Here is a 26,670-nt window from a genome sequence, read left to right on the forward strand (position 1 = left end):
TGTCTTTTCTAGAGACAGGCTTCAAATAAAGTATTTTTTTTGAGATTATTTTGTAAATAACAACTCTCTGTATTTTGTTAATGTCCAACTTTCGTCATCAACTAATAATTCTAATTTATCGCAGTGATTACGAATTTCATCAAAATAAGGTTTCACTTTATTGCAATACGCTTCTGCCATTTTTTGAGCATCAGTCAATTGATTGGCTTTCTTTCTTTCGTTAGTCATTGCCAATACTTTAGAATTAATTCCTTCAATATGACCTGAGATTTCTTTAATTAAAACAATCTGCTCTTTTGCAATCGTTTCAAATTCTTTTCCGAAAATCTCTTTTAAACCTTTTACATTTTCAATTAATGTATTTTGGTAACGAATAGCAGTTGGAATTACATGATTTCTTGCAATATCTCCTAAAACTCTTCCTTCAATCTGGATTTTTTTAGTGTATTCTTCCAATTCAATTTCATAACGAGCTTCGGCTTCTACATGATTAAAGATTCCTAATTCTTCAAATAAATCCAAAGCTTGTTTAGAAACTTTAGCTTTAATCGCTTCCGGAGTAGTTTTGAAATTACTTAAACCTCTTTTCGCTGCTTCTTTTTCCCAAGCTTCGCTGTAACCGTCGCCTTCAAAAAGAATCTTTTTAGATTGTTTGATGTATTCTCTTAAAACATTAAAGATGGCATCATCTTTTTTCATGTCTTTATTTTCAATCAAATTCTCTACTTCTTTTTTAAAGTCAATTAACTGTTTTGCTACAATAGCATTTAAAGTGGTCATGGCATTTGAACAGTTTGAATTTGATCCAACCGCTCTAAATTCCCATTTATTTCCTGTAAAAGCAAAAGGCGAAGTTCTGTTACGATCTGTATTATCTAATAATACGTCTGGAATTTTTCCAACAACGTTCAATTTCAAATCTGTTTTTTCTTCCGGAGAAAGTTTTCCAGTTGTTACGCTTTCTAATTCAGATAAAACTTTTGTCAATTGCGCTCCAATAAATACCGACATAATTGCTGGTGGCGCCTCATTTGCCCCTAATCTATGGTCGTTACTTGCTGTTGCGATAGAAGCTCTTAATAAAGTTTCGTTATCGTTTACCGCTTTGATGGTATTAATAAAGAAAGTCAAGAACTGTAAATTGCTCATTGGCGTTTTGCTCGGACTCAATAAATTAACTCCAGTATCTGTTGCCAATGACCAGTTATTGTGTTTTCCAGAACCGTTTACTCCTTTAAATGGTTTTTCGTGAAATAACACTTTAAAGTCATGACGTTCAGCCACTCTTTGCATTACATCCATTAATAAAGAGTTGTGATCTACCGCTAAATTCGTTTCCTCAAAAATCGGAGCTAACTCAAACTGATTTGGTGCGACTTCATTATGACGCGTTTTTACTGGAATCCCCAATAACATACATTCTTGCTCCAAATCTCTCATATAAGTAAGAGCACGAGTTGGGATCGATCCAAAATAATGATCGTCTAATTGTTGTCCTTTTGCAGAAGTATGTCCTAATAAGGTTCTTCCTGTCATCATTAAGTCAGGACGAGAATTCGCCAAAGCTTTATCAATTAAGAAATACTCTTGCTCCCAACCTAAAGTTGCTGTTACTTTTTTTACGTTTTTGTCAAAATATTTACAAACTTCCGTTGCTGCTTCGTCAATTGCAGATAATGCTCTTAATAAAGGTATCTTATTATCTAAAGCTTCACCTGTATAAGCGATAAAAACCGTCGGAATACATAAAGTTGTACCATATATAAAAGCTGGAGAAGTTGGATCCCAAGCGGTATAACCTCTTGCTTCAAAAGTATTTCTGATTCCTCCGTTAGGGAAACTAGATGCATCTGGTTCTTGTTGTACTAACTGTGCTCCGCCAAATTTCTCTACAGATTCGTTTCCGTCATAGGAAGTTTCAAAAAAAGCATCATGTTTTTCTGCCGTTGTTCCTGTAAGAGGCTGAAACCAGTGTGTATAATGGGTTACACCTTTAGAAAGAGCCCATTCTTTCATTCCCATAGCAATATAGTCTGCCAGTTTTCTGTCGATTTTAGTTCCGTGCTGAATGGCATCTCTTACTCCTTTAAAAGCATCTGAAGTCAAATACTGCTTCATCGCTTTTTCGTTAAACACATTTGATCCGAAAAGATTTGATTTTCGACCAATTTCTTCAAAATGCACCGGCTTTCTGTTAGAAGCTTGTTGTAAAGCTTGGAAACGTAATGTTGACATGGTTATGTATATTTTAAATTCGTACTAATTTTCACTAAAAATTGATCGACAAATATAAACAAATTAAATCCCTGATTCGAATATTAATTTTCGATTTTTGAACTAGAATTTTTCAACATAAAATGCTTTTTTCAAAGAATAATGAATCCAATCAACAGAAATATAACAAAACTGTACGTTAATCTTGATTAAATAAACATTTTTTCATAATTTCTTAACTCAGGAACTCAAAAAAGCGTCGTAATTATTACGAATTTATTTTTTTAAGGTTAATAAAATTGCTTTTTTTAAAATATACCCCTCTTAAAATTGCGCTTATCCAAAAAATTATAGTTCACTAAACAAAATAGCCCCCTAATTTTTAGGACTAAAAAAATAAATCTATATTTGACCCAGCGAAAAAACAAAAAAAATAAATTTATATTATTATGGCTAAAATTAAGTTAGAGTACATTTGGTTAGACGGATATGAACCAACTCAAAATCTTAGAAGTAAAACTAAAGTTGAAGAGCACGAAAATTTCAAAGGAACATTAGAAGAACTTGGAAACTGGTCATTTGATGGTTCGTCAACAAGACAAGCTGAAGGTGGATCTTCTGACTGTTTATTAGTTCCTGTTGCAATCTATCCAGATCCAACTCGTATCAACGGATGGTTAGTAATGTGCGAAGTTATGTATGCTGACGGAACACCACACCCTTCTAACGGTAGAGCCACAATTGATGATGATAATGATGATTTTTGGTTTGGATTCGAACAAGAGTATTTCATCATGGATACTAAAACACAACTTCCACTTGGTTTCCCAGTTGGAGGATACCCTGCTCCACAAGGGATGTACTACTGTTCAGTAGGTGGAAAAAACACTCACGGTAGAAAATTAGTTGAAGAGCATGCTGATTTATGTATCGCTGCTGGAATCAACTTTGAAGGTATCAACCAAGAGGTTGCTTGCGGACAATGGGAGTTCCAATTATTCGCTAAAGGAGCTAAAAAAGCTGGAGATGAAATCTGGGTTGCTCGTTACTTATTAGATCGTTTGACTGAGAAATATGGTTACTATATCGAATATCACCCAAAACCTCTAGGAGACACAGACTGGAATGGTTCTGGAATGCACGCTAACTTCTCTAACGAAGTATTAAGAACATGTGGTTCTCAAGAAACTTACGAGAGAATCTGCGAAGCTTTCCGTCCTGTTACTGCTGAGCACATTGCGGTTTACGGAGCTTACAACGACCAACGTTTAACTGGTAAACACGAAACTGCTTCTATCAACGATTTCTCTTATGGAGTTTCAGACAGAGGATGTTCTATCAGAATTCCTTTGATGACTGTTCAAAAAGGATGGAAAGGTTGGTTGGAAGACAGAAGACCAGCTTCAAACGGAGACCCTTACAAAATTGCTGCTAGAATTATCAAAACTGTTAACTCAGCGCTATAATTCAAAGCTTACATTATATTCTAAAAGTGCCAACATTTATTTGTTGGTACTTTTTTTTTGCATTTAACATTATTTGCCCACTTTGACAAAGTTAAACATTGACAAAGTTCTCAAACAACCTCTCAATTCATATTTTTAAATCTTAAACTCGACACTTCAAAAACCAACAAACCTTATAACTTTATAACACTTAGCATTTTACAAATAACAAATATTACTTAATTTTAGAGGTAAATTTAATTTTTAAGTTAAACATCAAAACTTATCTTTGTATACCATTTAAAAAAAATATTATGATAGTCTGGTCCCTCTTTTTACTTGCTGTAATTTTCATTCTTGCTTTAGACCTTGGTGTCTTCAACAAAACACCACATATTATTAGTACTAAAGAAGCCAGCAAATGGACTTTGGTTTGGGTTACTTTATCATTCCTTTTTTCAGGAGTAATTTATTGGCTTTATACCACAGATTATATTGCAAATCCCGACAATCTAAAACCTACTGTCGCAGCAATGAAGTTCATTACAGGATATTTAATCGAACTTTCTTTAAGCGTAGATAATATTTTTGTGATTGCAATTATTTTCGCTTCCTTTAAGATTCCGCAAAAATACCAGCATCGTGTTTTATTCTGGGGAATTTTAGGAGCTATTGTTTTCCGTGGTTTGATGATCTTCTTTGGCGTAATGTTAATTAGCAAATTTACTTGGACGACTTATGTCTTTGGAATTTTCTTGATTTTCACTGCTATAAAAATGTTGTTTTCTGGTGAAGACGAAGACTTTCATCCAAAAGACTCTTTTGTATACAAGACATTAGGAAAAATTATTCCGATCACTTCAGAAATGGATGGCGAAAAATTCTTTATCTCAACCAACACCGCTAAAAAAGCTGCAACACCATTATTTGTTGCCCTGATTGTAATTGAAGTTATGGATGTGCTTTTTGCAGTAGATAGTGTTCCTGCAATTTTAGCCATTACAAAAGACCCATTCTTAGTATTTAGCTCTAATATTTTTGCCATTTTAGGATTACGTTCCATGTATTTCTTCTTAGCAAATATGTTAGCAAAATTCAGTTATTTAGAATACAGCTTAGTAGCCATTTTAGCTTTTGTGGGATTAAAAATGTTATTACACGATTATATTGAAGTTCCAGAATGGGCTTCTTTAGGATTTATTGCTTTATCTCTTTTAGTTGGAGTTTTGGTTTCATTAAAATTCGGAAAGGAAAAAATATTAACCGATTCATCAAGTGAAGAATAATTGTTCTTCAAATATATTCATAAAAAAAAGGAAATCTTGCGATTTCCTTTTTTTTATTACTTAATTTTTAAAACATTAAAGTTTAATATTTTTTATCTGACTCTCACTTAATTTAGCTGCTTTCATTACTTCTAAATAATTAGCTTTATTTACAGACGAAGCTAAAACTGAAGGAATTATTACAATTCTAAAAGTTTGATTTGTTGCAAATGTAGATGATGCAGATAAATTAAAATTAGCACCTACGTAAATCTTAAAATCTTCTTTACTAAAATCATAATCATAAGTTATCTCATCTCCATTATCAAAAAACAAAGTTGTTGGAATTAATTGCCAAATCGGAGTCTGAGAATCAATAGTTCCTTTTAATCTGTAAATTAAAACCGTTTCATCATTAAATAAATCTCCTCCAACATAGTCATAAAATGTACCATATATAGTTAAACCTTCCAAAGGACTTTGTGGCTTTACTGTGAAATTTTGATTTCTCACTTCAAATGCCTGAGGAATTGTGTCATTATCAACATCATCATCGTTCGAACAACTCGAAAACGCCATCATTCCAACAACAGCGAATAGTGTAAGTATCTTTTTCATAATTTTTATTTTTTTAAGGATTATACTATAAAGGTATTCCAAAAATTAAACCAAAAAAAGTAATTCGGTTAATTTTAGAGCAAAAAAGCCTTTATTTTTTCGCAGTTACCTGATTCTTAAACAATATTTTACTGAAGAACAAAACATGATAAGGCAATGAATTTTCCCAATAATCCCAAGTGTGCGCTCCTGGACGCTCTGTATAATCGTGATCTGTTTTATTGTAAACCAATCTTCTATGCAATTCTCTGTTGGGTTCAATTAAAAAATCATCAACACCACAGTCAATCACCAAAGGAAGTTTGTTTGCTTTGATTTTATCAGCCATTCTTAAAACAGAATTTTGTTCGTACAATTCTGTATTGCCACTTTTATCTCCGAAAACAGGTTGCATTAATTTTACAATCTGAGCCGATGAATCTCTATTCAACATTGTACTCATATCTACTGCGCCACTCATACTTCCTGCTGCACAAAACAAATCAGGATGTCTGGCCGATAAATATAGCGCGCCATGTCCGCCCATTGAAAGACCAGTAATTACTCTTCCGTTTCTATTGGCAATTGTTTTATACGTTTTATCTACTTTCTGAATCACTTCCTGCGTAATAAAAGTCTCAAACTGACTTTCTTTATTTATCGGACTGTCCAGATAAAAACTGAATGTTTCTCCTTCGGGCATTACAATAATCATATTGTATTGATCTGCCAGATTATGAACCAGTTTTTTGTTGGGAGTATTTTTAAGCCAGTCGCTAAAATGTCCGTAAGCTCCGTGCAATAAATACATTACCGGAAAAGCAGTTTTACTTTTAGCGTAAGAACTAGGCAAAACTACGGCCGCTTTATAGGTTTTCCCCATTGCGGTGCTGGCGACTTGCAAAGTGTCTACTTTTGCCGCGTATGTCAGGGTGGTCAGACATAGCAAAAATGCAGACAACAGCATTTTAATTTTCTTCATTTTGATATATTTTTTCTGATTAGGGTTTGTAAATATACCTTTTTTCAGAATAGTATATATGAAAAATCCGACTGAGTCTTAGTAGTAAAAAAAGATAGCCACGAATTCACGAATTTTATTTTACAGCATTCTCATATAACACGATCCTATAAATTTCACCAATTAATTTGATAGCTCCCCAATTCGTGAAATAAAAATTAAATAGCCACGAATTCACGAATTAATATTAAAAAAATTCGTGAATTCGTGGCTAAAAAAAAACTTAGCTAAAAACTAGCTAATTATAATCTTATGCTCGTGTCGGTATTGCGAAGCGCTTTTACCTGTATATTGTTTAAACGATTTACTAAAGTGACTGAAATTATTGAATCCACTTTCGTAACAAACTTCATTAATACTCATTGGCTGTTCTGCCAAAAGTTTTGAAGCATGTACCAAACGATATTCATTTACAAACTCAGTAAATGTTTTGTTGGAAATCTTTTTGAAATAACGACAGAATGAAGGCGTTGTCATACTTACCAAACTCGAAACTTCGTCTATTGAAATCGATTCCTGAAAATGATCTTTCACAAAATTAAAAACCACATTGATACGATCATTATCCTGAGTCTGCAACTCTAACGAAAATCCGTCTGCATTTAATACGGTATATTCAGCCGATTCTAATTCGTCTAAAACACTTAAAAGCGTCATTAGTTTCTGAAATGGCGGTTCATTTTCCATCATTTCAATTTTCTTTCCTATTCTTTTTTTTGCTTCACCACCAAAAGCGATTCCGCCTTTAGCCTGATTCAAAATATTCTGAACCCTTTTCATTTCAGGAGCAGCAAGAAAATCGCTTCCTAAAAATTCAGGTTTAATATGAATTACGGTTTCATTTGTATTCCCCGTATTTTCATTTGTAAATCCGCAATGGGGTAAATTGGCTCCTATCAAAAGTAAACTACCATTGGTATAATAAGAAACATGGCTTCCTATTTGTCTTTTTCCTGCCCCGCCATTTATATACACCAACTCAATCTCTGGATGATAATGCCATAAATGAGCTTTACTATTGGTCTTTTCGGCGTGTTTAGTGTAGGTAAAAGAACTTCCGTATGAGTTAGTTATCACTTCAAGAGCTGGGGCAATTGTCTTCATGATAATTCTTTTAAAAAATAATAGCAAAATTAACAAAAACACCTAAAATAATTTAAATTTTAACCTATAACGGTTTCGTAAATGCGAATTTTACATTAAAATAACGTTCTTAACACTGCGAATTATACATCAAAAATGACTTTTTTTTCAGGTCTCATTTTTTTTCTCGACATTTTTTTCAATAATCTTATTTAAAACCCGAATTAATACCAATATGGCAAATTTTGTAAGAAAGATGGAAATTTTATAAAGTATTGAATTATTGCAAAACTTTGAAGAATAACAATCAAATTAACAAAAACATAAGATTTAAATCAAATTTTAACCTATAACGGTTTCGTAAATGAGAATACAGCATATAAATTGGAAAATATAGATGTTAAAATAACACACATGTTGGTATAACTTTGCCTCAGAGAAATGAACGAAAAAAATTTAATACTATAGAATATGAAAAAGATTATGAAATTAAGTTTAGTATGCGCAGTACTTCTAACAGGAATGAGTACTTATGCAATTGATGGAAATGAAGCGTTAAATCTTCACGTATTAAAAGGAAATGGCAAGGTTATTGCTTTTGGTATTAACCAACTTCAAAAAGCTGTTATCAGTATTTATGATACTAATGGTAACTTACTTTATACTGAAAACGCATCTGGTAAAGATGGAATTTTAAGAACTTTCAGTTTAGAAGAATTTCCACAAGGAAAATACACTTTAGAAGTTGCTGATAATTTCAAAAAAGTAAAATACGATATCACTGTAGATTCAAAAACTTCAGTTTTATCTTCAAAAGGAACTACTTCTTCTTTATAAGAAGTAAATATTCTAAAAATTAAGTGTTACTTCACGGCACTTAAAACTTTATACTCTAATAAAGTATAAAAAGTGAGGTTAGATAGTTAGTAAGTTAAAAACTTTCAAAAGTTTTAGAAACAGCTCTTTGTGGTTACTGAGCTGTTTTTTTTTGCTCTTTACTTTTTTTTATTTAACCGCAAAGACGCTAAGAAAAAAAAGTGCAAAGTTCGCAAAGGCTTTCTTTAGCCACAGATTATAAGGATTAAAAGGGTTTTAAAAATCTGTGTTAATCCTTTAATCTGTGGCTAACTTTTTATATAACAATTTCGCAATTTATTCAGAACATAGCCCAAGGTTTCAACCTTGGGCACGTATGATGTTCCAATCTTTCCCAAGGTTGAAACCTTGGGCTATGTTTTATATAGAATTCGCAAAAGATATTTCACAAAGCTTTGCGAACTCTGCACCTTCTTTGTGTCTTTACGGTAAAAAACAAATCTTAACATTCAAAAATTCCTACATTTTTAAAGAAATCTTTACCTCAATGTAAATTAAAAATCATCAAAAACGTTGAAAAATAATTATCGATTTAGCCAAAACGATAAAAATAATTCAAATTTTAACCTATAACGGTTTCGTAAATGAGAATACAGCATATAAATTGGAAAATATAGTTGTGTATTTACACTTACAACTGAAGTAATTTAGCATCAGAGAATTAGAACTATTAATTTAAAAACTAAATACCATGAAAAAGATTATTAGATTGAGTTTAGTAGCAGCGTTGTTTTTCGCAGGAATAAACACTTACGCAATTGATGGCAATGAAGATTTTAATCTTCATGTTATAAAAGCAAATGGAAAATTAATCAGTTTCGGACTTAACCAGACTCAAAAAGCCACTTTAACTTTATATGCAAAAGACGGATCTTTTATTTATTCTGAAAATGCAACTGGTAAAGAAGGAATTTTAAGAACTTTCAGCCTGGAAGAATTTCCTGAAGGAACTTATTTCTTAGAAATTGAAGACAATACAAAAAAAGCAAAATACGAAATCTTAGTAGGTGAAAATGTTACTGTTTTATCTCAAAAAGCAGTTTCTTCTGTTTACAAATCAGATTTTGCTAAAAATACTAGCGTAGCAGTACGCTAAAAAAGTTTTTATACTCTCATACAGTATAAAAAGTGAGGTTAGATAGTTAGTAAGTTTAAAAACTTTCAAAAGTTTTAAAAACAGCTCTTTGTGGTTACTGAGCTGTTTTTTTTTGCTCTTTACTTTAGAATTTTATACCACAAAGTTTCACAAAGATTTTTCACAAAGGTTCACTAAAAACTTTGTGAATCTTTGCGTTTTCTCTTTGAGAATCTTTGCGGAATAATTTCTCTTTTCCGTAAATAAATTCTTAACCCATTGTAAAGTTAAAACCAAGCGAAAGTTTAAAAAATATTAAATGAATTAACATAAACATTAAATATAATTCACAATTTAACCTATAACGGTTTCGTAAATGAGAATATAGCATAGAAATCGGAAAATACAGTTGCGCTTTTTCATGCATTACATAAGTAATTTAGCATCAGAGAATTAGAACTAATAATTTAAAAACTAAGTACCATGAAAAAGATTGCAAAATTGAGTTTAGTAGTAGCGTTGCTTTTCACTGGAATTAGCACTTACGCAATTGATGGAAATGAATTTAATCTTCATGTATTAAAAGCTAATGGAAGACTGATCACTTTCGCACTTAATAAAGTACAGAAAGCCAATTTAGCTATTTATGACAAAGACGGAACTTTAATTTATTCTGAAAGCGCAACCGGTAAAGACGGAATCTTAAGATCTTTCAGCTTAGAAGAATTTCCTGAAGGAACTTATTTCTTAGAAGTAGAAGACAATGTAAAAAAAGCAAAATATGAAATTACAATTAAAGGTAATGCTTCATTATCTAGAACTGCAATTTCTTCTGTTTACAAATCAGGTTTTGCTAAAAATACAAGTGTTGCTACACGCTAAAATTTTATACACTCTAAAAAAGGTATAAAAAACAAGGTTAAAAAAAATTAAAAGTATTTTATTGTTTGAAGGAAAAAGACAGCTCTTGATTGGTTATAGAGCTGTTTTTTTTATTTCAAATTAAATGTAACATTTACACTAATACTTGTTCCTGAAAAAATATTCTTATAAATTCAAGTTCTTGATTTTGAAGCTGTAAAAAAAGTTGATTTTTTTTGAAAAAATAAAAATCCGTAAGCCCAGTAAATACGTACATAGTTCAAACAAAATGCAGAAATAGTTTCAATTCAACAACTTAAGCGTTTGAAAACGCTTTTTTATTGCTAAAAATTAAATTTGTATTTGTAGTTTTGCTCGTTCCACATTTAGTAATTAACAATTAAAAAAAAACATGACAAAATTTACCAAAGCCGGTTTAGTTGCTGCCTTTTTTTTAGCGACTGTGTTTACCTATGCCATTGATGGAAAAGGTGATTATGTTCTAAACATTAAAACAGGAAACGGAAAAGTAGTTAGCTTTACTTTAGACACTGTTGAAAATTCATCTTTCTCTATCTATGATGAGAATCACAATTTACTTTATGCTGGAGACGCTGCAGCAAACAACTTAGAAGTTTCTAAAACTATTAGTTTAGAAAGTTTTCCTGCTGGAACTTATGTTCTTGAAGTGAAAGCAAACGATACTGTGAAGAAACACGAAATCAAAGTTGCTGCTAAAAAAGTAAAGGCAGTGAAGTTAGATGAAGCTGTGAATCATAGTCCATCTTTCCGTCGCTAAGCCTTTTTTGCTCCCAACGAAAAAGTTTAAAAAGCAGTTCTTTTACCAGGAGAACTGCTTTTTTATTTTATCCCTTAATTCTTTTCTGAATCAAATCTTTTGAATTTAAAGGAGTTACTACTTTTTTTCCTGTTTTAGATTCCAATTCATTCAAAGCAACTTTAGCAACATTCCCTCCTTGTTTCGCAACTTTCTTACTTTCATCAAAGTTTTCTGGTTCTGTAGCATTTGAAATGTCTTTTGTGGATGCTTCTGCTAACATATTCAAAATTAATTCAGTATTAGACATATTGTCCCTTAAATTTTCTTTTTTTAATCCTTTTAATATTTTATACTCTTTGGTCGTTTTTCCTGACCAAGTTTTCGAAATAATATCTGTTAAAATGGCAAATTCCATACCTTCATTTACCCCTCTGTTCTTCCATTCTCTGGTTAATTCGTTACGAATTTCTATACTTTTTAATCTCTGATTAATCCAACTTTCTGAATATCCCATTTGTAAATATTGCTCTAGCGCTCTATCTATTGTAAGTTCTGGATCTTGCATTTCGTCTAAACGCTCAGATGCAATTTGTGCCAACCATAATTTAAAAGGTTCTGCTTTTGGAGAAGGGATAGATTGTATTAATCTGAAAAGTTGTTCAGTATCTGCTACATCTGTCTTATAATATTTACCATCGGAAGCTTGCATTTTCAGTTGACTACAATTTGTAGCCAACTCACTTCCCTCTTTTTTTAAACGAAGTTTTAGCACACTCCAATATTTTCTTGCATTAGGACTTTCAGTTAATGCATGTATTACATCAATAATAGAAAAATACCATTTTTCTTCATCCTCGTTCCAGATCGTTCTCACTTTTTTTTCTTCAAATAACTGAATACCCGCGCCCTCCTTGTTCATTCCAAAAGAATTAAAATTAAAAATCAAATATAGTTTTTTTTCATATTAAAGAATACTAAAAGAAAGAAAAATACCACATTTAATGTGTCGGAACATTTATTTTAATATTTTTTAATTTCAACCAACTTCCAAAAAACTTCAGCATCTGCCGGAATAATTATTTTATGGGATTGCTTATAAAAAGCCGAATGCGCAAAAACATATACATAATCCAGTAAATCTATTAATCTGAAACTTTGTTTGTATTCTGACCGAACCTCATCGCTATTGGCAAAACAAACATTTGCATTTTCTTCTTTTATGAAAATTAGATTTAAAGTTTGCTCTATTTTTGAAAGAAGTGCTTGATTTTGGTTTTGATTTTGGAAAAGATCATTTACCTGAAAATAAATACTTTTTCCGTCGAAAATCATCTTAGAAATCACGTTTTCCAATTCAGTATTTTGATCTAATTGCGAATTTTCTAACCCCCTGATTTGTTCTATATACTTTTGAATTTCCATAACCTCAGCCATTAAGTTGTCCTTAAAGCAAAAAAGCAGTTCTGTCTGAACTGCCTTTCGTTATTTCTGATTTAGTAATTTCTCTAAATATTCAATCTTTTCTTTTTCCGCCTGAAGCAAACGCTCGTAAAGCTTTTTATTTTCTTCTACAGTTTCCATCAATTTATCTAATGGATTGAAAGTGCAATGATTTCCGAAATTTACTTGACTATCTTTTGTATCATTAAAAGTATTAAAGTAATTAATCATTCCTTCTTCTGAAAAGTTTTTAATGGCTTCTGCTGTTACCCCAAGCACTTTTGCAATTGCGATAAGTTTATCTTCATCTATCGTTTCGCTATTTTCTATAGCCGAAATCGCTTGCTGGTTTGTTCCTAAAGCCTGCGCCAAAGCTTCCTGCTTCATATCTCGAAGTTCACGAATACGGCTTATTTTTCGCCCTATATGATTTGGTTTTGTTAGTGTGCTCATAATTCAAAGATAAATAATTAAAATATCAAAATTGGCAAAATGTAAAAAACAGATTTTTCGGTGTATGATACAGCCAAAAATGATTTCATACGGTAAAATCTATTTCTACTCTTGCATCAAATCAAACAAAAGTACAATTTTTCTTATAATTATTTTATAAAAGTCAAATTGTAAAGCCATTAACTTCTAAGCCAATTAAAACTAACACTATGGAAACCAACGAAACTAAAAACCTGGAACGTCTTAAAGAATTAACCACTTTATATTTCCGCACCCTAAAACCAGCCAATGACAATTCTAAAATGCAAATCGCTCAAATCAAAGTTTTAAATTATTTCGAACTCGGCTGCCTTATTTCCGATTTACTAAAACTCTGCATTCTGGCACTCAACAACGATATGCAAAACATAGAAAAAAAGAAATCTGAATCTATAAATGTAGGGCTAATTCTAGAAACGGTTCTATCTATTTTCCCTTTGGATGAAATGGAGTTTTTGGGGTATGTTGGGGAGGTTGTTGGAGAATGACTTTCTACTTGCGAAGATGAAAGGTCTAATTTGAAAAATCTCGCAAAGGCGCTAAGTCGCAAAGTTTTTTTTCACAATCTTGTCATTTCGACGGAGGAGAAATCTCCGCAAGTAGCTCTACACAGAATGTCGTCTGCTGGCGCGAGCGTCTCGCTCGTGCATTTCTTTGTGTTCACAAGCGGGACACTCGCGCTATTAGTAGCATATTTTTTATAGCTGAATAATTTAATAGTACAAATTTTATTTGCTATTTTTCCTATGTTTGTTAAACCAAACAAAAAATATGCAAACGATATCAGATTTATTACATAGTTTAATAGAATCATCAAAAGAGCGTATAAAAACTCCAATCACGGGAGCTTTCATATGCTCTTTTTTTATTTACAATTGGCGACCAATTTTTCTATTATTATTTTCGGATACAAATATTGAATATAAAATTGCAATGATTGATTATGAGTATTGTACGCTTGGAACAATATTATGGCCTCTAGGATTGGCATTTTTTTATACAATTATGGTTCCGTCAATAATGCTGGTAGTGGATGAGTTGCTTATACCAATAAATAAGCGTCGAATATCCTCAAAATACAATAGAAAGTTTTTTGAAGCTGAAAGAGAAACTGAATTAAAAAATATTATAAGTGGTAACAGAGACCATCAGGAGCTAATAGATAGAATCAAATTTTTAGAAGAATCAAATATACAAAGAGCAAATGCAGATAAAAACACTATCGAGTCACTAAATTTAAAACTAAATGATTCAAATGAACTAGTGCAAGATTTACAAAATACTTTAAATAATTTTAATTTAACTCATGACGGTAATGACAATAGTTCAAATTTAGCCGAGTTTTACAACAACCTTTCTGAAAAAAACAAAATAAGTATTTTTAATTTTGCTAATAATCCAGAAACACAATTTTCTGACTTGCCACTCACATTACAAAATCTTTTGACAGCAAAAGATTATTTTAAAAAAAATAATACAGGAAATTGGGCTTTGACGCCACTAGGAATGGATTTAGTGGATTCATTAAAAATCCATAGACGTCAACCGTAATGATTTATATATACAGGATATGACTAAAAAAAAAATGACGAAACCGATGAAGCTGTTATAGAGCAAATAAACAGCAAAATATTGAAACATACTATTCAATTTTTAAGAAAAGAGAATGGTAAGCCAAAACCATTTGGCTCTGGTGTTTTTGCTAAAATTTATGATGATTATTTCATTATAACTGCTTCACATGTTGCAAGTTTTTTTTTAGAACATCCTGATGAAGAGTTAATAATTAAGATTAATAAAGAATTATTTATACCTGTATTTGGGGATGTAAAATATTCGATTATTGAAAAAAGTGAAGGTATAGATTTGGCATACATTAAACTTGCCAAACAAACCATCATCAATTTGTTAAAAGTTTACATTCCTATTACTATAGAAAAGTTCCGACATCACAATAATTTATTGAATGGAACCAATTATTGCGTACTTGGTTATCCCACTATCAATGTTACTAAAGAAGGAAAACCTTTCGACACAGGTGCAACATTTTTTTTGGCTACTCCTAGTGCTAATGATAAACAATATCAATATTATAAATTCAACAAAAGAGATCATATAATATTGAATGTAAAAGGAAAAGGTACTGATGTAAGCACTAATAAAAAAACTAAAATAATCTCACAATTTCACGGAATAAGTGGATGCGGATTATGGTTTTTATTGATTTATGATAATCCCGCAACAGGCAAAACTGAAGCTGATTATAGATTAGTTGGCATAATGACCGAATTTAGAACTGGAAAATATTTTTGCGTAATTGCCAATAGAATATGGTTAATAATTGAAGCTTTTAAAGTTGCTGAAAATTATACCTTTAAAGAAAAATTTATAAAAAAAGGATTTGTTGCCTAGCAGTTTTTTTTGTTTGGTCTAATTGCTTTTTTAAAGTAGTTTTTTTAAATCATTAATTGTATTATCTAACAGAAGAGGAATTTCATTTTTAATTATTTGAGAATAGTTAACATCATACCCATTAAATAAATCGACTGCAATACAATTTTCAGGATTGACTTTAAATTTATCAGAATATGTTGCATTCAGATATCTATACATGATATCACAAAACATTCCTAATTCACCATTTTTGAAACCATCCTTTTTTACAATAAACCATACAGCACCAATTTCTTTAAAATCCAAATTATTATATGTAAATATATGAGTTGGTTTTAATTCAATCGAAATCCCATTAATTGTAATCAAAGATTTAGAATTTGAATTTTTAAGAAAATTCAAATCATTAGACGGCTTTAAATGTTTATAATCAAAATCTTCAAATACATGCAAAATATCTATATTTTTTTGAAACCTATTTTTAGTTTTTAGATCTTCCGTTTCATTGATTTTGTTATACAAATAATTTATTTTTTCTTCAATAAATCCAGTATCATCCGTTTTAAAAATACGATTTATTGCACTAACACAACTTACCCAATAATCACCACCTCCTCCATCATCCAGACTATTAACTTCTCCTTTATTAATATTATTTACAAAAGTCAACCTTGTCTTATCTGATTTTCTTCTAAAATCAATTAATTTTCCTATTGAAATCTTTTCCATATTTTAAAAAATTATACAGAAAATTAAGTCTTTTTATAGCCTTAGAAAAAAAATCTCGACAAACATATAAATTACTCGACCAAATACCATTTTTAACAAAAAAAATGGATTTAATTGATTATTAAATAATTAAATCCATTTTCTAAATCTATAAAACGAGTAAATAATTACATATTCCTTCTATACTGTCCACCAACCTCAAACAACGCCGAAGTAATCTGCCCTAACGAACAAACTTTTGTAGCTTCCATTAAATAATCGAATAAGTTTTCGTTTTTAATGGCTGCTTCTTGTAACTGGCTTAAATGCTCGTTTACTTTTGCTTCGTGGAAATTATGCAGGTTGTCCAGCATCGTGATCTGGTATTGTTTTTCTTCTTCTGTGGCACGAATTACCTCAGCAGGAATTACCGTTGGCGAACCTTTTGAACTCAAGAAGGTATTTACACCCACAATTGGGAAATCTCCGTTGTGTTTTAAGGTTTCGTAATACAAACTTTCTTCCTGAATTTTAGAACGCTGGTACATCGTTTCCATTGCACCAAGAACTCCGCCTCTTTCTGTTATTCTGTCGAATTCTTGTAAAACGGCTTCTTCAACTAAATCAGTTAATTCTTCAATGATGAACGAACCTTGAATTGGGTTTTCGTTTTTCGCTAAACCTAATTCTTTATTGATAATCAGCTGAATCGCCATCGCGCGACGTACAGATTCTTCTGTTGGTGTTGTGATCGCTTCATCGTAAGCGTTGGTATGCAATGAATTACAGTTGTCGTAAATTGCATATAACGCTTGCAAAGTCGTTCTGATATCGTTGAAATCAATTTCTTGTGCGTGTAACGAACGTCCAGAAGTCTGAATATGGTATTTCAGCATTTGGGCTCTTTCGTTGGCTCCATATTTCAATTTCATGGCTTTTGCCCAAATCTTACGCGCCACGCGACCAATAACCGAATATTCTGGATCAACTCCGTTCGAGAAGAAGAACGATAAGTTTGGTCCAAAATCGTTGATGTTCATGCCACGGCTCAAATAATATTCCACGTAAGTGAAACCATTTGAAAGCGTAAATGCCAATTGCGTAATTGGGTTTGCTCCCGCCTCGGCAATATGATATCCTGAAATCGAAACCGAATAGAAATTACGAACATTTTTAGTGATAAAATATTCCTGAACGTCTCCCATTAATCGCAACGCAAATTCAGTCGAGAAAATACAAGTATTCTGCGCCTGATCTTCTTTTAAAATATCAGCCTGAACCGTTCCTCGAACTTGAGCTAAGGTTTTTACTTTTATTTCGTTATAAACCTCCAAAGGTAAAACCTGATCTCCTGTAACACCCAAAAGCATTAATCCCAAACCGTTGTTTCCTGCTGGAAGTTCGCCTTGGTATTTTGGTCTTTCGATTCCTTTTTCTTTATATAATTTGTTGATTTTAGCCTCAACTTCTTTTTCTAAACCATTTTCTTTGATGTAAATCTCACATTGCTGATCGATTGCCGCGTTCATAAAGAAACCTAAAAGCATTGGCGCAGGTCCGTTGATGGTCATACTTACCGAAGTTAGAGCATGAACCAAATCGAAACCTGAATATAATTTTTTAGCATCGTCTAAACAGCAGATTGAAACTCCCGCATTTCCAATTTTCCCATAAATATCTGGACGTAAATCTGGATCGTTTCCGTACAAAGTCACACTGTCAAAAGCTGTAGAAAGACGTTTTGCAGGCATTCCCGCACTTACATAATGAAAACGTTTGTTAGTTCTTTCTGGTCCGCCCTCGCCTGCAAACATTCTCGACGGATCTTCGCCTTCACGTTTAAACGGATACAATCCAGAAGCGAAAGGAAATTCGCCAGGAACATTTTCCTGTAAATTCCAACGCAGAATATCGCCCCAACCTTCATATTTAGGTAAGGCAATTTTTGGGATTTGCAAATGCGATAAACTTTCAGAATGTGTCGCTATTTTAATTTCTTTATCACGAACCTTAAAGCTGTAAACCGGATTTTTGTATTTCGCTACTTTATCAGCCCAATTCAGGATAATTTCCCAATTGTATGGATCTAAATCCATTTTTACCTTATCAAATTGATTTAGTAAAAGATTTAAGAAGATTCTGTTTTCGTCGTGTTCTGCAATGCCGCTTGGTAAAACAGTCGAATCGTCTATTCCTGCTTTTGTAATTTGAGGCACTTTTCCAGAAACAGATTCAATCGTTTTAAAGATTCCGTATAATTTCTGAGCTACTTTTTGCTGAGCAATTGCCGTTTCATCATAACTTCTATTATTCTCAGCAATTTCAGACAAATAACGTGTTCTTCCTGGCGGAATCACGAATATTTTCTCACTCATTTCTTTAGTGATTTCAAAAGTCGATTTCAAGTCAGAATTCGTCTTTTCTGCCACTTTATCCATGATTGCTTTGTACAGCGTGTTCATTCCCGGATCGTTGAACTGCGAAGCGATAGTTCCGAAAACTGGCATTTCATCAGGATTTTTATCCCAAAGATTATGATTGCGCTGGTATTGTTTTTTTACATCGCGTAAAGCATCAAGTGCGCCACGTTTATCAAATTTATTTAAAGCCACTAAATCGGCAAAATCAAGCATGTCGATTTTCTCCAATTGTGTAGCCGCTCCAAATTCTGGTGTCATTACATATAAAGAAACGTCAGAATGATCCATAATCTCCGTATCAGACTGCCCGATTCCTGAAGTTTCCAAAATAATCAAATCGTATTTTGCCGCTTTCAAAACCTGAATCGCTTCGGCTACATATTTAGATAAAGCCAAATTAGACTGACGTGTTGCCAGCGAACGCATATAAACTCTCGGATTATTTATGGCATTCATACGGATTCTGTCTCCTAAAAGCGCTCCTCCGGTTTTTCTTTTCGAAGGATCGACAGAAACCAATCCGATTGTTTTTTCTGGAAAATCAATTAAAAATCGGCGAACTAATTCGTCCACCAAAGAAGATTTTCCTGCTCCACCCGTTCCTGTAATTCCTAAAACAGGAATTTTAGAAGTTGAATTTATTTCATGAATTTTATCAAAAGCCGATTTTGCAATTTCTGGGAAATTCTCTGCTGCAGAAATCAAACGTGCAATTGCCGTTGGAACTTTATTTTCGATATGATCGATTTCTCCGTTTAATTGATCTCCAATTGGGAAATCGGCTCTTTGTACCAAATCATTAATCATTCCCTGCAATCCTAAAGAACGACCGTCATCTGGAGAATAAATTCTGGTAATACCATATTCATGTAATTCTTCGATTTCGCTTGGCAAAATAACTCCGCCTCCGCCTCCGAAGATTTTAATATGTCCTGCTCCTTTTTCGCGAAGCAAATCATACATATATTTAAAGTATTCATTGTGGCCGCCTTGGTAAGAAGTCATTGCAATTGCGTTGGCATCTTCCTGAATGGCAGTATTTACCACCTCTTCAACACTTCTGTCATGACCTAAGTGAATAACTTCTACTCCAGTTGACTGAATAATTCGGCGCATAATATTGATCGCAGCATCATGTCCGTCAAAAAGCGAAGCAGCAGTAACAATTCTTACTTTATTTTTAGGAATATATGGTATTTGTTGTTCCATTTTATGAATATGATAATTTTATGGAGGCAATTTACAAAATATTTTAATATTCGATCTACACTATAGCTTTATGTTAACAAAAATAAATCGATTTCGTGAACCAAAAGGGTAACAATTTACGTAACTAATTGATATAGTTAAAGAAAGCTTAAAGACATGGCAATTTCGCAACATTTAAATAAAATCTGGAAACATGTTTTAAAGCCTCCTAAAGTAATTTAGCATTGTAGAAAGGCCCCAAATTTTTACCAAAGCTAGCCATGAAAAAGTAGTAACGTAAAAATTAAAAAAAATGAGAACATTTTATTCATTCACCGTAATTTTAGGTTTGAGTTTTTTTGTATTTTCTTTTAACAGAATTGACAATAATACTCCATCATATAAGAAAACTCCAACCTCATTAAACAGTAATAATGACGCAGATCTTGCAAGCAGCGAAGTTGTAAATGACTTCTTTAAAAGATATTCTGACTTAAGAAAATATAAGTCTGATGTCATGTCATTATACAAAAACAGAACACTCGGAACAATTTGGTTTGACGAAGAAGAAGTCAACGAATTTGGATCTGTATTGTATGAAAAAGCAAAAAAAACAAACGATTTGATTATTCCTTACCAAAAAGAAATCGATAAATTATTTGATTCGTCTTCAGAAACAAAACTATCTAAAACCGATGCTGATATGCTTTTGAGTTCATTATATGTAGTGTACACCAAAAAAAGTAATTCAGACAAGAAAAGATTGCAATATGATGTGTTATTGAAAGACTTCCTAAATTATAGTACTATTGAAGAAGCAACTGCCGCAACCACAGCAACAGATGAAAAAGTGCAATATGACCAATATTACAAATTGCAGGATGCTTTGAAAAAATACAAAAAATTAGATCATACCAATAAATGGAAACCAATTGTTCCGGCAGAAACTCCATACAAAGATTTGCGTCCCGATGCTGAATCTAGTACGATTGCACAAGTTAGAACACGTTTGTATTTGTTAGGAGATTTAAAACAGGATTCTAAAAGTGATGTTTACGATCGTGAATTGATGGATGCTGTAATGAAGTACAAAGTTCGTAACGGATTTAAACCAAATTATATTCTTTCTGAAGAACATATTAAAGAAATGAATATTCCGTTGACTGAAAAAATGGAAACATTAAAACTAAACATGGAAAGATGTCGTGAAATTGCAGCTCAAATTGCCGCAAGCGATGAATACGTTTTGGTAAATGTTCCATCTTACGAAATGATTTATGTTAAAAACGGAAAAGTACAATTGACCTCACCAGTATTTGTTGGAGCTCCATTAACTAAAACAACGATTTTTAATGGCGAAATTGATCGAATCGTTTTTAGTCCCTATTGGACAGTACCACAAAGTATTGTACAAAACGAATTAAAATCTAAAATTGCTTCAGATCCGAATTATCTAGCAGAAAAAAACATGGAAATTGTGAATGGACAAGTAAGACAAAAACCAGGTCCAGACAATTCTTTAGGATTGGTAAAATTTATGTTTCCAAATAAAGAGGATATATACATGCACGATACACCTTCTAAAACGTTGTTCGATTTTGAAAAAAGAACTTTCAGCCACGGATGTATCAATGTGAAATTGGCTAAAGAACTTGCTGTTGCCATGTTACAAGATTATCCAGAATGGAATCAGGCAAAAATCGATAAAGCTATGGCTGGTAAAACAGAAAACAGTTTTAAATTGTCTAAAAAAGTGCCTATTTACATTACCTATTTTACTTCATTAGTAAATGAAAATGGTGAAATCGGATTCTTTCCAGATGTTTATGAAAAAGATAAAGAGTTAACCAGCGAAAATGCTGTTGTAACTCAATAATATAAGTTTTATTCAGTTGAAGTGAGAATTTATCAATTTTGGTAAGTTCTCACTTTTTTATCTCAAAAAACAACATAACTTATTAAAAATAAACCTTTTAATAGTAAAAACACTTTTAAAGTCTTACGATTTTTGCACTCAGATTATACCACTAATTTGTAATATTTAAAAGCTAATTATTATGAAAACAAATAATACCGAAGGACTAACTATGTTTGAAATCAATGTCTTAATTCAGCAAGGAGCAAAGTTTATTGTATTTCCTTTTATCTTTTCTAAAATGGTAAAAAGAATTAAAGAATCTAACATTTATTTTGTCCGTCCAAACGAAAGTACTTTCAAATACGCTTTAAAACATTTTTATCTCAATCTCTCTGTAAGCTGGCGTATATTCCCGTACGGACCAATTTATGTTTTAAAATCACTTTTTTTCTTGATTAAAGGGGGAAAAGATTATACTGAAACCATTTTGAAAGATTTAAGTAGAAACAATCCCGTTTACAATCCGCAAACGAGATTGTCTTATAAATAAAATAGCTTCATTAAAGCATCAGCAATCTTAAATTAAATAATACTATTCAGGAAATATTGTCCCAAAATTCAATTGATTTCTGCAGATTGACCTGCTTAAATTTGTGACTTCGGATGTATTGTTAATTCTCAAACAAAATGTTGCTGTCTATGACATAAAATTGTGGCTTTATTTTTGAATAAGTAGTATTTTTGAAACTTAAATAAAACCCCATAATGAAAAAGATTTTCCTATTAGCCGTTACATTTTCTCTGACCTCTTGTGCACAAGTACAACAGACTTTAAATCAATTGCCTCAAATCGCTTCACAACTTCCTGCCGGTAATGTTGATATCGCTTCTGGATTAAAAGAAGCCTTGAACAAAGGAATTACACAACAGGTAAGTAAATTAACCGCAGTTGATGGGTTTTATAAAAATGAAGCCGTAAAAATCCTAATGCCAGAAGAATTACAAAAAGTAGACGCTACTTTAAGAAAAATCGGTTTAAGTTCTCTTGCTGATGAAGGAATCAAAATGTTGAATCGTGCCGCTGAAGATGCCGTAAAAGAAGCTACTCCGATATTTGTTACTGCTGTGAAAAACATGACTTTTACAGATGCTAAAAACATCCTTTTAGGAAACGACAGCGCCGCAACAAGTTATTTGCAAAACAGCACCACAACGGCTTTATACGGGAAATTTAATCCGGTAATCAAAAGCTCGTTTGAAAAAGTAGGTGCTGATGTAGTTTGGAAAAATATTATCACAAAATACAATACTATTCCGTTAGTAAAAAAAGTAAACCCTGATTTAACGGATTATACGACAAATCAAGCTTTAACTGGAGTTTTCAAAATGATTGCTGTGGAAGAAAAAGAAATTAGGAACGATATTTCTGCAAGAACAACGCCTTTATTAAAAAGTGTTTTTGCATTACAAGACGGAAAATAGATTTTTCCTAAGGTTCAAAGAGACAAAGTTACAAAGGCTCAAAGTTTTAAACTTGAGAACTTTATATCTTGAAAAACATTACGGTTAAATAATTAACGATTAACCGATTAAACCAAAAAACAAAAGACCAAATGCAAAAAATTACCATTTTAATTCACTGTAAAGATCAAAAAAATATTATTGCCTCTGTTACCACTTTTATTGCTAAAGTAGGCGGAAATATTACTTACATCGACCAACATGTTGATGTTGAACAAAATGTATTTTTTATGCGTTTGGAATGTGAGTTTACCAATTCTCAAATTACAGTAGAAGGTTTTAAAGAAGATTTCGATCAGACTCTTGCTTCTAAATTTGATATGTCATGGGATTTGTACAGTCAGGAACAAAAGCCTAAGATGGCATTGTTTGTTTCTAAATACGATCATTGTCTTTTTGATATTTTAGGACGTTACAGCGCTGGTGAGCTTAATATCGAAATTCCGCTGATTATTAGTAATCATAATGATTTAAGATCAATCGCAGAACGTTTTGATATTCCGTATCACTTGGTTCCTTTTACAAAAGACAACAAAGAAGAAGGTGAAGCAAAACAAATTGAGTTACTAAAAAAATATGATATCGATTTTATTGTTTTAGCACGTTACATGCAAATTATCACGCCAAAATTGATTTCACTTTACGAAAATAAAATCATCAATATTCATCATTCGTTTTTGCCTGCTTTTCCAGGAGCTAAGCCTTATCATTCTGCTTTTAAACGAGGTGTAAAAATTATTGGAGCAACCAGTCACTACGTAACTGAGGAGTTAGACGAAGGTCCGATTATTGAACAGGATATTTCCAGAGTTTCTCATATTCATTCTGTAGAAGATTTTATTATGAAAGGGCGTGATTTAGAACGAATTGTTTTGGCAAGAGCGATCAAATTACATTCGGAACGTAAAACAATGGTATACAGCAACAAAACGGTTGTCTTTTCTTAACTAAAATGCTAAGTTTTTAATCTTTGAACACATAATTAATCCGATAGATTTTTAGAATTTATCGGGTTTTCTTTTTAAAATATTTTTAGTTTAAAAGTTCTAAAATTTGCTCTTTTTAGACTTCGACATCTTCCATTTTGATCGTAATTATTATTTTTTAGAGAGAAAAAAGCATCTTTACTATTAACATTTTAGCAATTAAAAAAACAATCTCTTGTTATATTCTTAATCAAAATTAAATGTCCGTGTATTTAAATAGTTAAAAGAATATTTTTCATTGCAGAATACTCAAAATCTGGCATTTAAAAATCTTAACGTATGTCCAACAAAGTAATAACAAAACCTTAACAGCATAACATCAATTTATGTCTGACCTTTGTAATGTAATAAACTGGTTATTTATTATTTTGGTTTTGGTTAGTTAAATGATGCCGACATCTTCGAGATGCCGGCATTCTTTTTTGATATTAATTTAGGTTTTGGCTGCCTTACTTACACTTAATTTTTAACGCAGAGAAAGCTAAGTTTTTTTTTAGTTCGCAAAGCTTTATCCTAGAATTTGCAAACTTTGGGCTTCAAAATGTATTTCAACGACATTAACTTATATTCAACAAAGTAATAACAAGACCTTAACAGCTTTGCATTGATTTATGTCGGATCTTTGTAATGTAATAAACTGGTTATTTATTATTTTGGTTTTGGTTAGTTAAAACAATGCCGGCGTCTTCGAGATGCCGGCATTCTTTTTTGATATTAATTTAGGTTTTAGCTAACCTCCTATACGCTTAATTTTTAACGCAAAGAACGCTAAGTTTTTTTTATCCAAGAGTTTATTAAAAGTTCGCAAAGCTTCGTCCTAAAAATTGCAAACTTTGGACATCAAAATGATTTCAACGACATTAACTTATATCCAACAAAGTAATAACAAGACCTTAACAGCTTTACATTGATTTATGTCGGACATTTGTAATGTAATAAACTGGTTATTTATTATTTTGGTTTTGGTTAGTTAAATAATGCCAGCTTCTTCGAGAGGCTGGCATTTTTTTTTGTCTATTTTTTGAAGTTTCAAATTTCAGGTTTTCGTTGTTTCAAGTTGTTTTGTGATTATTATGTTGAAGGCAAAAACATATAAAAATGCTGATTTTTTAACAAAATTTTTTCAACCCTTTTAGAGATTTAAAACTCCTATATAATATTGAGCAATTATTAATAACCAATTAACTTTAAAAACGATGAAAAAATTTTTTTCTATTTTGACTTTGGGGCTGTTATTTTCTTGTGCAAATGAGGCCGAAATCACACAAGCTTCTACAGATGCTGAAATTATTAAGCTGATGAAAACACCCGATAAAAGCGCTTTGACAGAGGCTCAGATAAAAAGAATTGTAAATTATCTGGATAAACATCCCGAAAATTCTAAGTATTTAATAACAGAAGATATTTCAAACTTCCCTAAGCCTCCTGTAATGACTCCAGGCTTGAAAGAAAGAATGAAAACCGGAAAATATATACTAGAGGACTATTTACAAATCGAAACAGTTCCTCAAGGCGCTCCTGATTATGGCGCAACTCTTCAAATAATTAGCCTTGACAGTATAAAGTAATTCTGTTTCAGATTTAATTTTAAGTTCCTCTGCTTTGTGGTTAAAGCAGAAACTTAAGATTTTGAGCAAATCTTATACTTTTCTATTTGTTGTATTTTTTTTCTTACAAATATTCCACTCTTTTTGAGTATTTGATACTCTTACCATTTAGTGCATCGAGTAATTTTAATTTAATAATAAAAACTTTTATGATGAAATTCTTACCCATTGTCCTTTTCCTATCTGCTTTTTTAAAATTCTTTTTTCTAAAAAGTAATAACTCCGAAATAAAAAAAGGTGTATACATCTTAACCACCGAAATCAGATCCAATATCCCAAATGGTAAATCTTTAAAATTTCCTGATGACAGTATTTTTATTGATAATGAATTTGCTATTGAAAAAGTAATTAGAATCGATCAAAAAGATTCTATGGGCATAATCGAAACCAAACAATCTTTAGACCGATATAATCTTATCGATTTTAAAAAAGGCTTACATAAAAATATAGGAAAGAATCTTGAAGCAGATATCAAAAATATTCCATGGTCAGATCTTAGTAAAAAAGAAGTCTCCATGGACTTTAGTGCTACATGGGAAAATAGTGAGATTTACAAAACCAAAGACACCATTTACGAAGGAATAAAAGTCAAAAAAATCGAATATATTTCGAATACCAATAAGACGTATGAGATATATCTAAAGCCAAATTCATCAAAAAATCAGGACTTTGTGTTTTATAAAGGTATTGAAGATAAATATCAAGGTGAAGTATTAAAAATGAAATATACTTATCCAGATGGATGGAATACTACTTGCACAAAGAAATTTATCCCAATTAAAAATCATGAAGTTTTAAACGCTCTAGAAAAGCTAATTCTGAAAGCAAAACAATAGCT

General features: G+C 31.8%; 24 protein-coding genes. 15 read left to right on the top strand and 9 right to left on the bottom strand.

What is annotated here, in order from left to right:
• Positions 1–45: 45 nt before the first annotated feature.
• Positions 46–2,235, bottom strand: a complete 2,190-nt coding sequence (locus tag NQQ59_RS05950; RefSeq protein ID WP_144214738.1) for a glutamine synthetase III family protein — start codon at positions 2,233–2,235, stop codon at positions 46–48.
• Between the two features lie 428 nt (positions 2,236–2,663).
• Between NQQ59_RS05950 and NQQ59_RS05955 the strand changes: the two genes are divergently transcribed.
• Together NQQ59_RS05955 and NQQ59_RS05960 are read left to right on the top strand one after the other, a co-directional pair.
• Positions 2,664–3,680 (top strand): glutamine synthetase beta-grasp domain-containing protein, encoded by a 1,017-nt coding sequence (locus tag NQQ59_RS05955; RefSeq protein WP_144214739.1) that lies wholly within the window; start codon positions 2,664–2,666, stop codon positions 3,678–3,680.
• 293 nt (positions 3,681–3,973) lie between these two features.
• Positions 3,974–4,945: a TerC family protein gene (locus tag NQQ59_RS05960; protein WP_144214740.1), complete on the top strand. Its 972-nt coding sequence runs from the start codon at positions 3,974–3,976 to the stop codon at positions 4,943–4,945.
• Positions 4,946–5,020: 75 nt separating this feature from the next.
• Here the strand turns inward: NQQ59_RS05960 and NQQ59_RS05965 are convergent, their stop codons facing one another.
• The 3 genes from NQQ59_RS05965 to NQQ59_RS05975 all read right to left on the bottom strand — a co-directional run bounded on the left by NQQ59_RS05965 (position 5,021) and on the right by NQQ59_RS05975 (position 7,646).
• Complete coding sequence (locus NQQ59_RS05965) at positions 5,021–5,542, bottom strand: hypothetical protein (RefSeq protein ID WP_144214741.1); 522 nt, start codon at positions 5,540–5,542, stop codon at positions 5,021–5,023.
• A 91-nt stretch (positions 5,543–5,633) separates the two neighbouring features.
• Positions 5,634–6,503 carry an alpha/beta hydrolase gene (locus NQQ59_RS05970; protein ID WP_144214742.1) on the bottom strand — a complete coding sequence of 290 codons (870 nt, stop codon included), beginning with the start codon at positions 6,501–6,503 and terminating at the stop codon, positions 5,634–5,636.
• A gap of 273 nt (positions 6,504–6,776) precedes the next feature.
• Positions 6,777–7,646, bottom strand: coding sequence for an AraC family transcriptional regulator (locus NQQ59_RS05975; protein WP_144214743.1), 870 nt, complete (start codon positions 7,644–7,646; stop codon positions 6,777–6,779).
• 450 nt (positions 7,647–8,096) lie between these two features.
• On the opposite strand from NQQ59_RS05975, the gene NQQ59_RS05980 reads away from it, so the two are divergent.
• The 4 genes from NQQ59_RS05980 to NQQ59_RS05995 all read left to right on the top strand — a co-directional run bounded on the left by NQQ59_RS05980 (position 8,097) and on the right by NQQ59_RS05995 (position 11,236).
• Positions 8,097–8,462: a DUF3244 domain-containing protein gene (locus NQQ59_RS05980; protein WP_144214744.1), complete on the top strand. Its 366-nt coding sequence runs from the start codon at positions 8,097–8,099 to the stop codon at positions 8,460–8,462.
• A gap of 730 nt (positions 8,463–9,192) precedes the next feature.
• Positions 9,193–9,597 (top strand): secretion protein, encoded by a 405-nt coding sequence (locus tag NQQ59_RS05985; protein WP_144214745.1) that lies wholly within the window; start codon positions 9,193–9,195, stop codon positions 9,595–9,597.
• Between the two features lie 462 nt (positions 9,598–10,059).
• Positions 10,060–10,458, top strand: coding sequence for a T9SS type A sorting domain-containing protein (locus tag NQQ59_RS05990; protein WP_144214746.1), 399 nt, complete (start codon positions 10,060–10,062; stop codon positions 10,456–10,458).
• A 391-nt stretch (positions 10,459–10,849) separates the two neighbouring features.
• A complete protein-coding gene (locus tag NQQ59_RS05995) occupies positions 10,850–11,236 on the top strand; it encodes a secretion protein (RefSeq protein WP_144214747.1) in 387 nt (128 codons plus the stop codon).
• Between the two features lie 67 nt (positions 11,237–11,303).
• Here the strand turns inward: NQQ59_RS05995 and NQQ59_RS06000 are convergent, their stop codons facing one another.
• The 3 genes from NQQ59_RS06000 to NQQ59_RS06010 form a co-directional block, all read right to left on the bottom strand.
• Positions 11,304–12,137 (bottom strand): BRO-N domain-containing protein, encoded by an 834-nt coding sequence (locus NQQ59_RS06000; RefSeq protein WP_144214748.1) that lies wholly within the window; start codon positions 12,135–12,137, stop codon positions 11,304–11,306.
• Positions 12,138–12,238: 101 nt separating this feature from the next.
• Positions 12,239–12,640, bottom strand: a complete 402-nt coding sequence (locus NQQ59_RS06005; RefSeq protein ID WP_144214749.1) for a hypothetical protein — start codon at positions 12,638–12,640, stop codon at positions 12,239–12,241.
• Between the two features lie 60 nt (positions 12,641–12,700).
• Positions 12,701–13,111 (bottom strand): helix-turn-helix domain-containing protein, encoded by a 411-nt coding sequence (locus NQQ59_RS06010; RefSeq protein WP_144214750.1) that lies wholly within the window; start codon positions 13,109–13,111, stop codon positions 12,701–12,703.
• 209 nt (positions 13,112–13,320) lie between these two features.
• On the opposite strand from NQQ59_RS06010, the gene NQQ59_RS06015 reads away from it, so the two are divergent.
• The 3 genes from NQQ59_RS06015 (at position 13,321) to NQQ59_RS06025 (ending at position 15,562) form a co-directional block, all read left to right on the top strand.
• Entirely contained in the window at positions 13,321–13,638 is a 318-nt protein-coding gene (locus NQQ59_RS06015) for a hypothetical protein (protein ID WP_144214751.1), read from the top strand.
• Positions 13,639–13,921: 283 nt separating this feature from the next.
• Positions 13,922–14,701 (top strand): hypothetical protein, encoded by a 780-nt coding sequence (locus NQQ59_RS06020; protein WP_144214752.1) that lies wholly within the window; start codon positions 13,922–13,924, stop codon positions 14,699–14,701.
• An 81-nt stretch (positions 14,702–14,782) separates the two neighbouring features.
• Positions 14,783–15,562, top strand: coding sequence for a hypothetical protein (locus tag NQQ59_RS06025; RefSeq protein WP_144221497.1), 780 nt, complete (start codon positions 14,783–14,785; stop codon positions 15,560–15,562).
• Positions 15,563–15,592: 30 nt separating this feature from the next.
• Here the strand turns inward: NQQ59_RS06025 and NQQ59_RS06030 are convergent, their stop codons facing one another.
• Positions 15,593–16,273: a hypothetical protein gene (locus NQQ59_RS06030; protein WP_144214755.1), complete on the bottom strand. Its 681-nt coding sequence runs from the start codon at positions 16,271–16,273 to the stop codon at positions 15,593–15,595.
• 167 nt (positions 16,274–16,440) lie between these two features.
• Positions 16,441–19,881 carry a methylmalonyl-CoA mutase family protein gene (locus tag NQQ59_RS06035; protein WP_144214756.1) on the bottom strand — a complete coding sequence of 1,147 codons (3,441 nt, stop codon included), beginning with the start codon at positions 19,879–19,881 and terminating at the stop codon, positions 16,441–16,443.
• 292 nt (positions 19,882–20,173) lie between these two features.
• Here NQQ59_RS06035 and NQQ59_RS06040 point away from each other — a divergent pair, with 292 nt between their 5' ends.
• The 6 genes from NQQ59_RS06040 to NQQ59_RS06065 all read left to right on the top strand — a co-directional run bounded on the left by NQQ59_RS06040 (position 20,174) and on the right by NQQ59_RS06065 (position 26,668).
• Positions 20,174–21,736, top strand: a complete 1,563-nt coding sequence (locus NQQ59_RS06040) for a L,D-transpeptidase family protein (RefSeq protein ID WP_144214757.1) — start codon at positions 20,174–20,176, stop codon at positions 21,734–21,736.
• A 181-nt stretch (positions 21,737–21,917) separates the two neighbouring features.
• Positions 21,918–22,268 (top strand): hypothetical protein, encoded by a 351-nt coding sequence (locus NQQ59_RS06045; RefSeq protein ID WP_144214758.1) that lies wholly within the window; start codon positions 21,918–21,920, stop codon positions 22,266–22,268.
• Positions 22,269–22,483: 215 nt separating this feature from the next.
• The gene (locus NQQ59_RS06050; RefSeq protein WP_144214759.1) at positions 22,484–23,200 is read left to right on the top strand and encodes a DUF4197 domain-containing protein; all 717 of its coding nucleotides are present in this window, start codon (positions 22,484–22,486) and stop codon (positions 23,198–23,200) included.
• 131 nt (positions 23,201–23,331) lie between these two features.
• On the top strand, positions 23,332–24,186 hold the full coding sequence (gene purU, locus NQQ59_RS06055; RefSeq protein ID WP_144214760.1) for a formyltetrahydrofolate deformylase: 855 nt from the start codon (positions 23,332–23,334) through the stop codon (positions 24,184–24,186).
• A gap of 1,235 nt (positions 24,187–25,421) precedes the next feature.
• On the top strand, positions 25,422–25,793 hold the full coding sequence (locus tag NQQ59_RS06060; RefSeq protein ID WP_144214761.1) for a hypothetical protein: 372 nt from the start codon (positions 25,422–25,424) through the stop codon (positions 25,791–25,793).
• Between the two features lie 188 nt (positions 25,794–25,981).
• Positions 25,982–26,668 carry a hypothetical protein gene (locus NQQ59_RS06065; protein WP_144221499.1) on the top strand — a complete coding sequence of 229 codons (687 nt, stop codon included), beginning with the start codon at positions 25,982–25,984 and terminating at the stop codon, positions 26,666–26,668.
• Positions 26,669–26,670 lie beyond the last annotated feature (2 nt).

Source organism: Flavobacterium panacis (assembly GCF_024649945.1).
In the GTDB taxonomy this organism is placed as follows: Bacteria; Bacteroidota; Bacteroidia; order Flavobacteriales; family Flavobacteriaceae; genus Flavobacterium; species Flavobacterium panacis.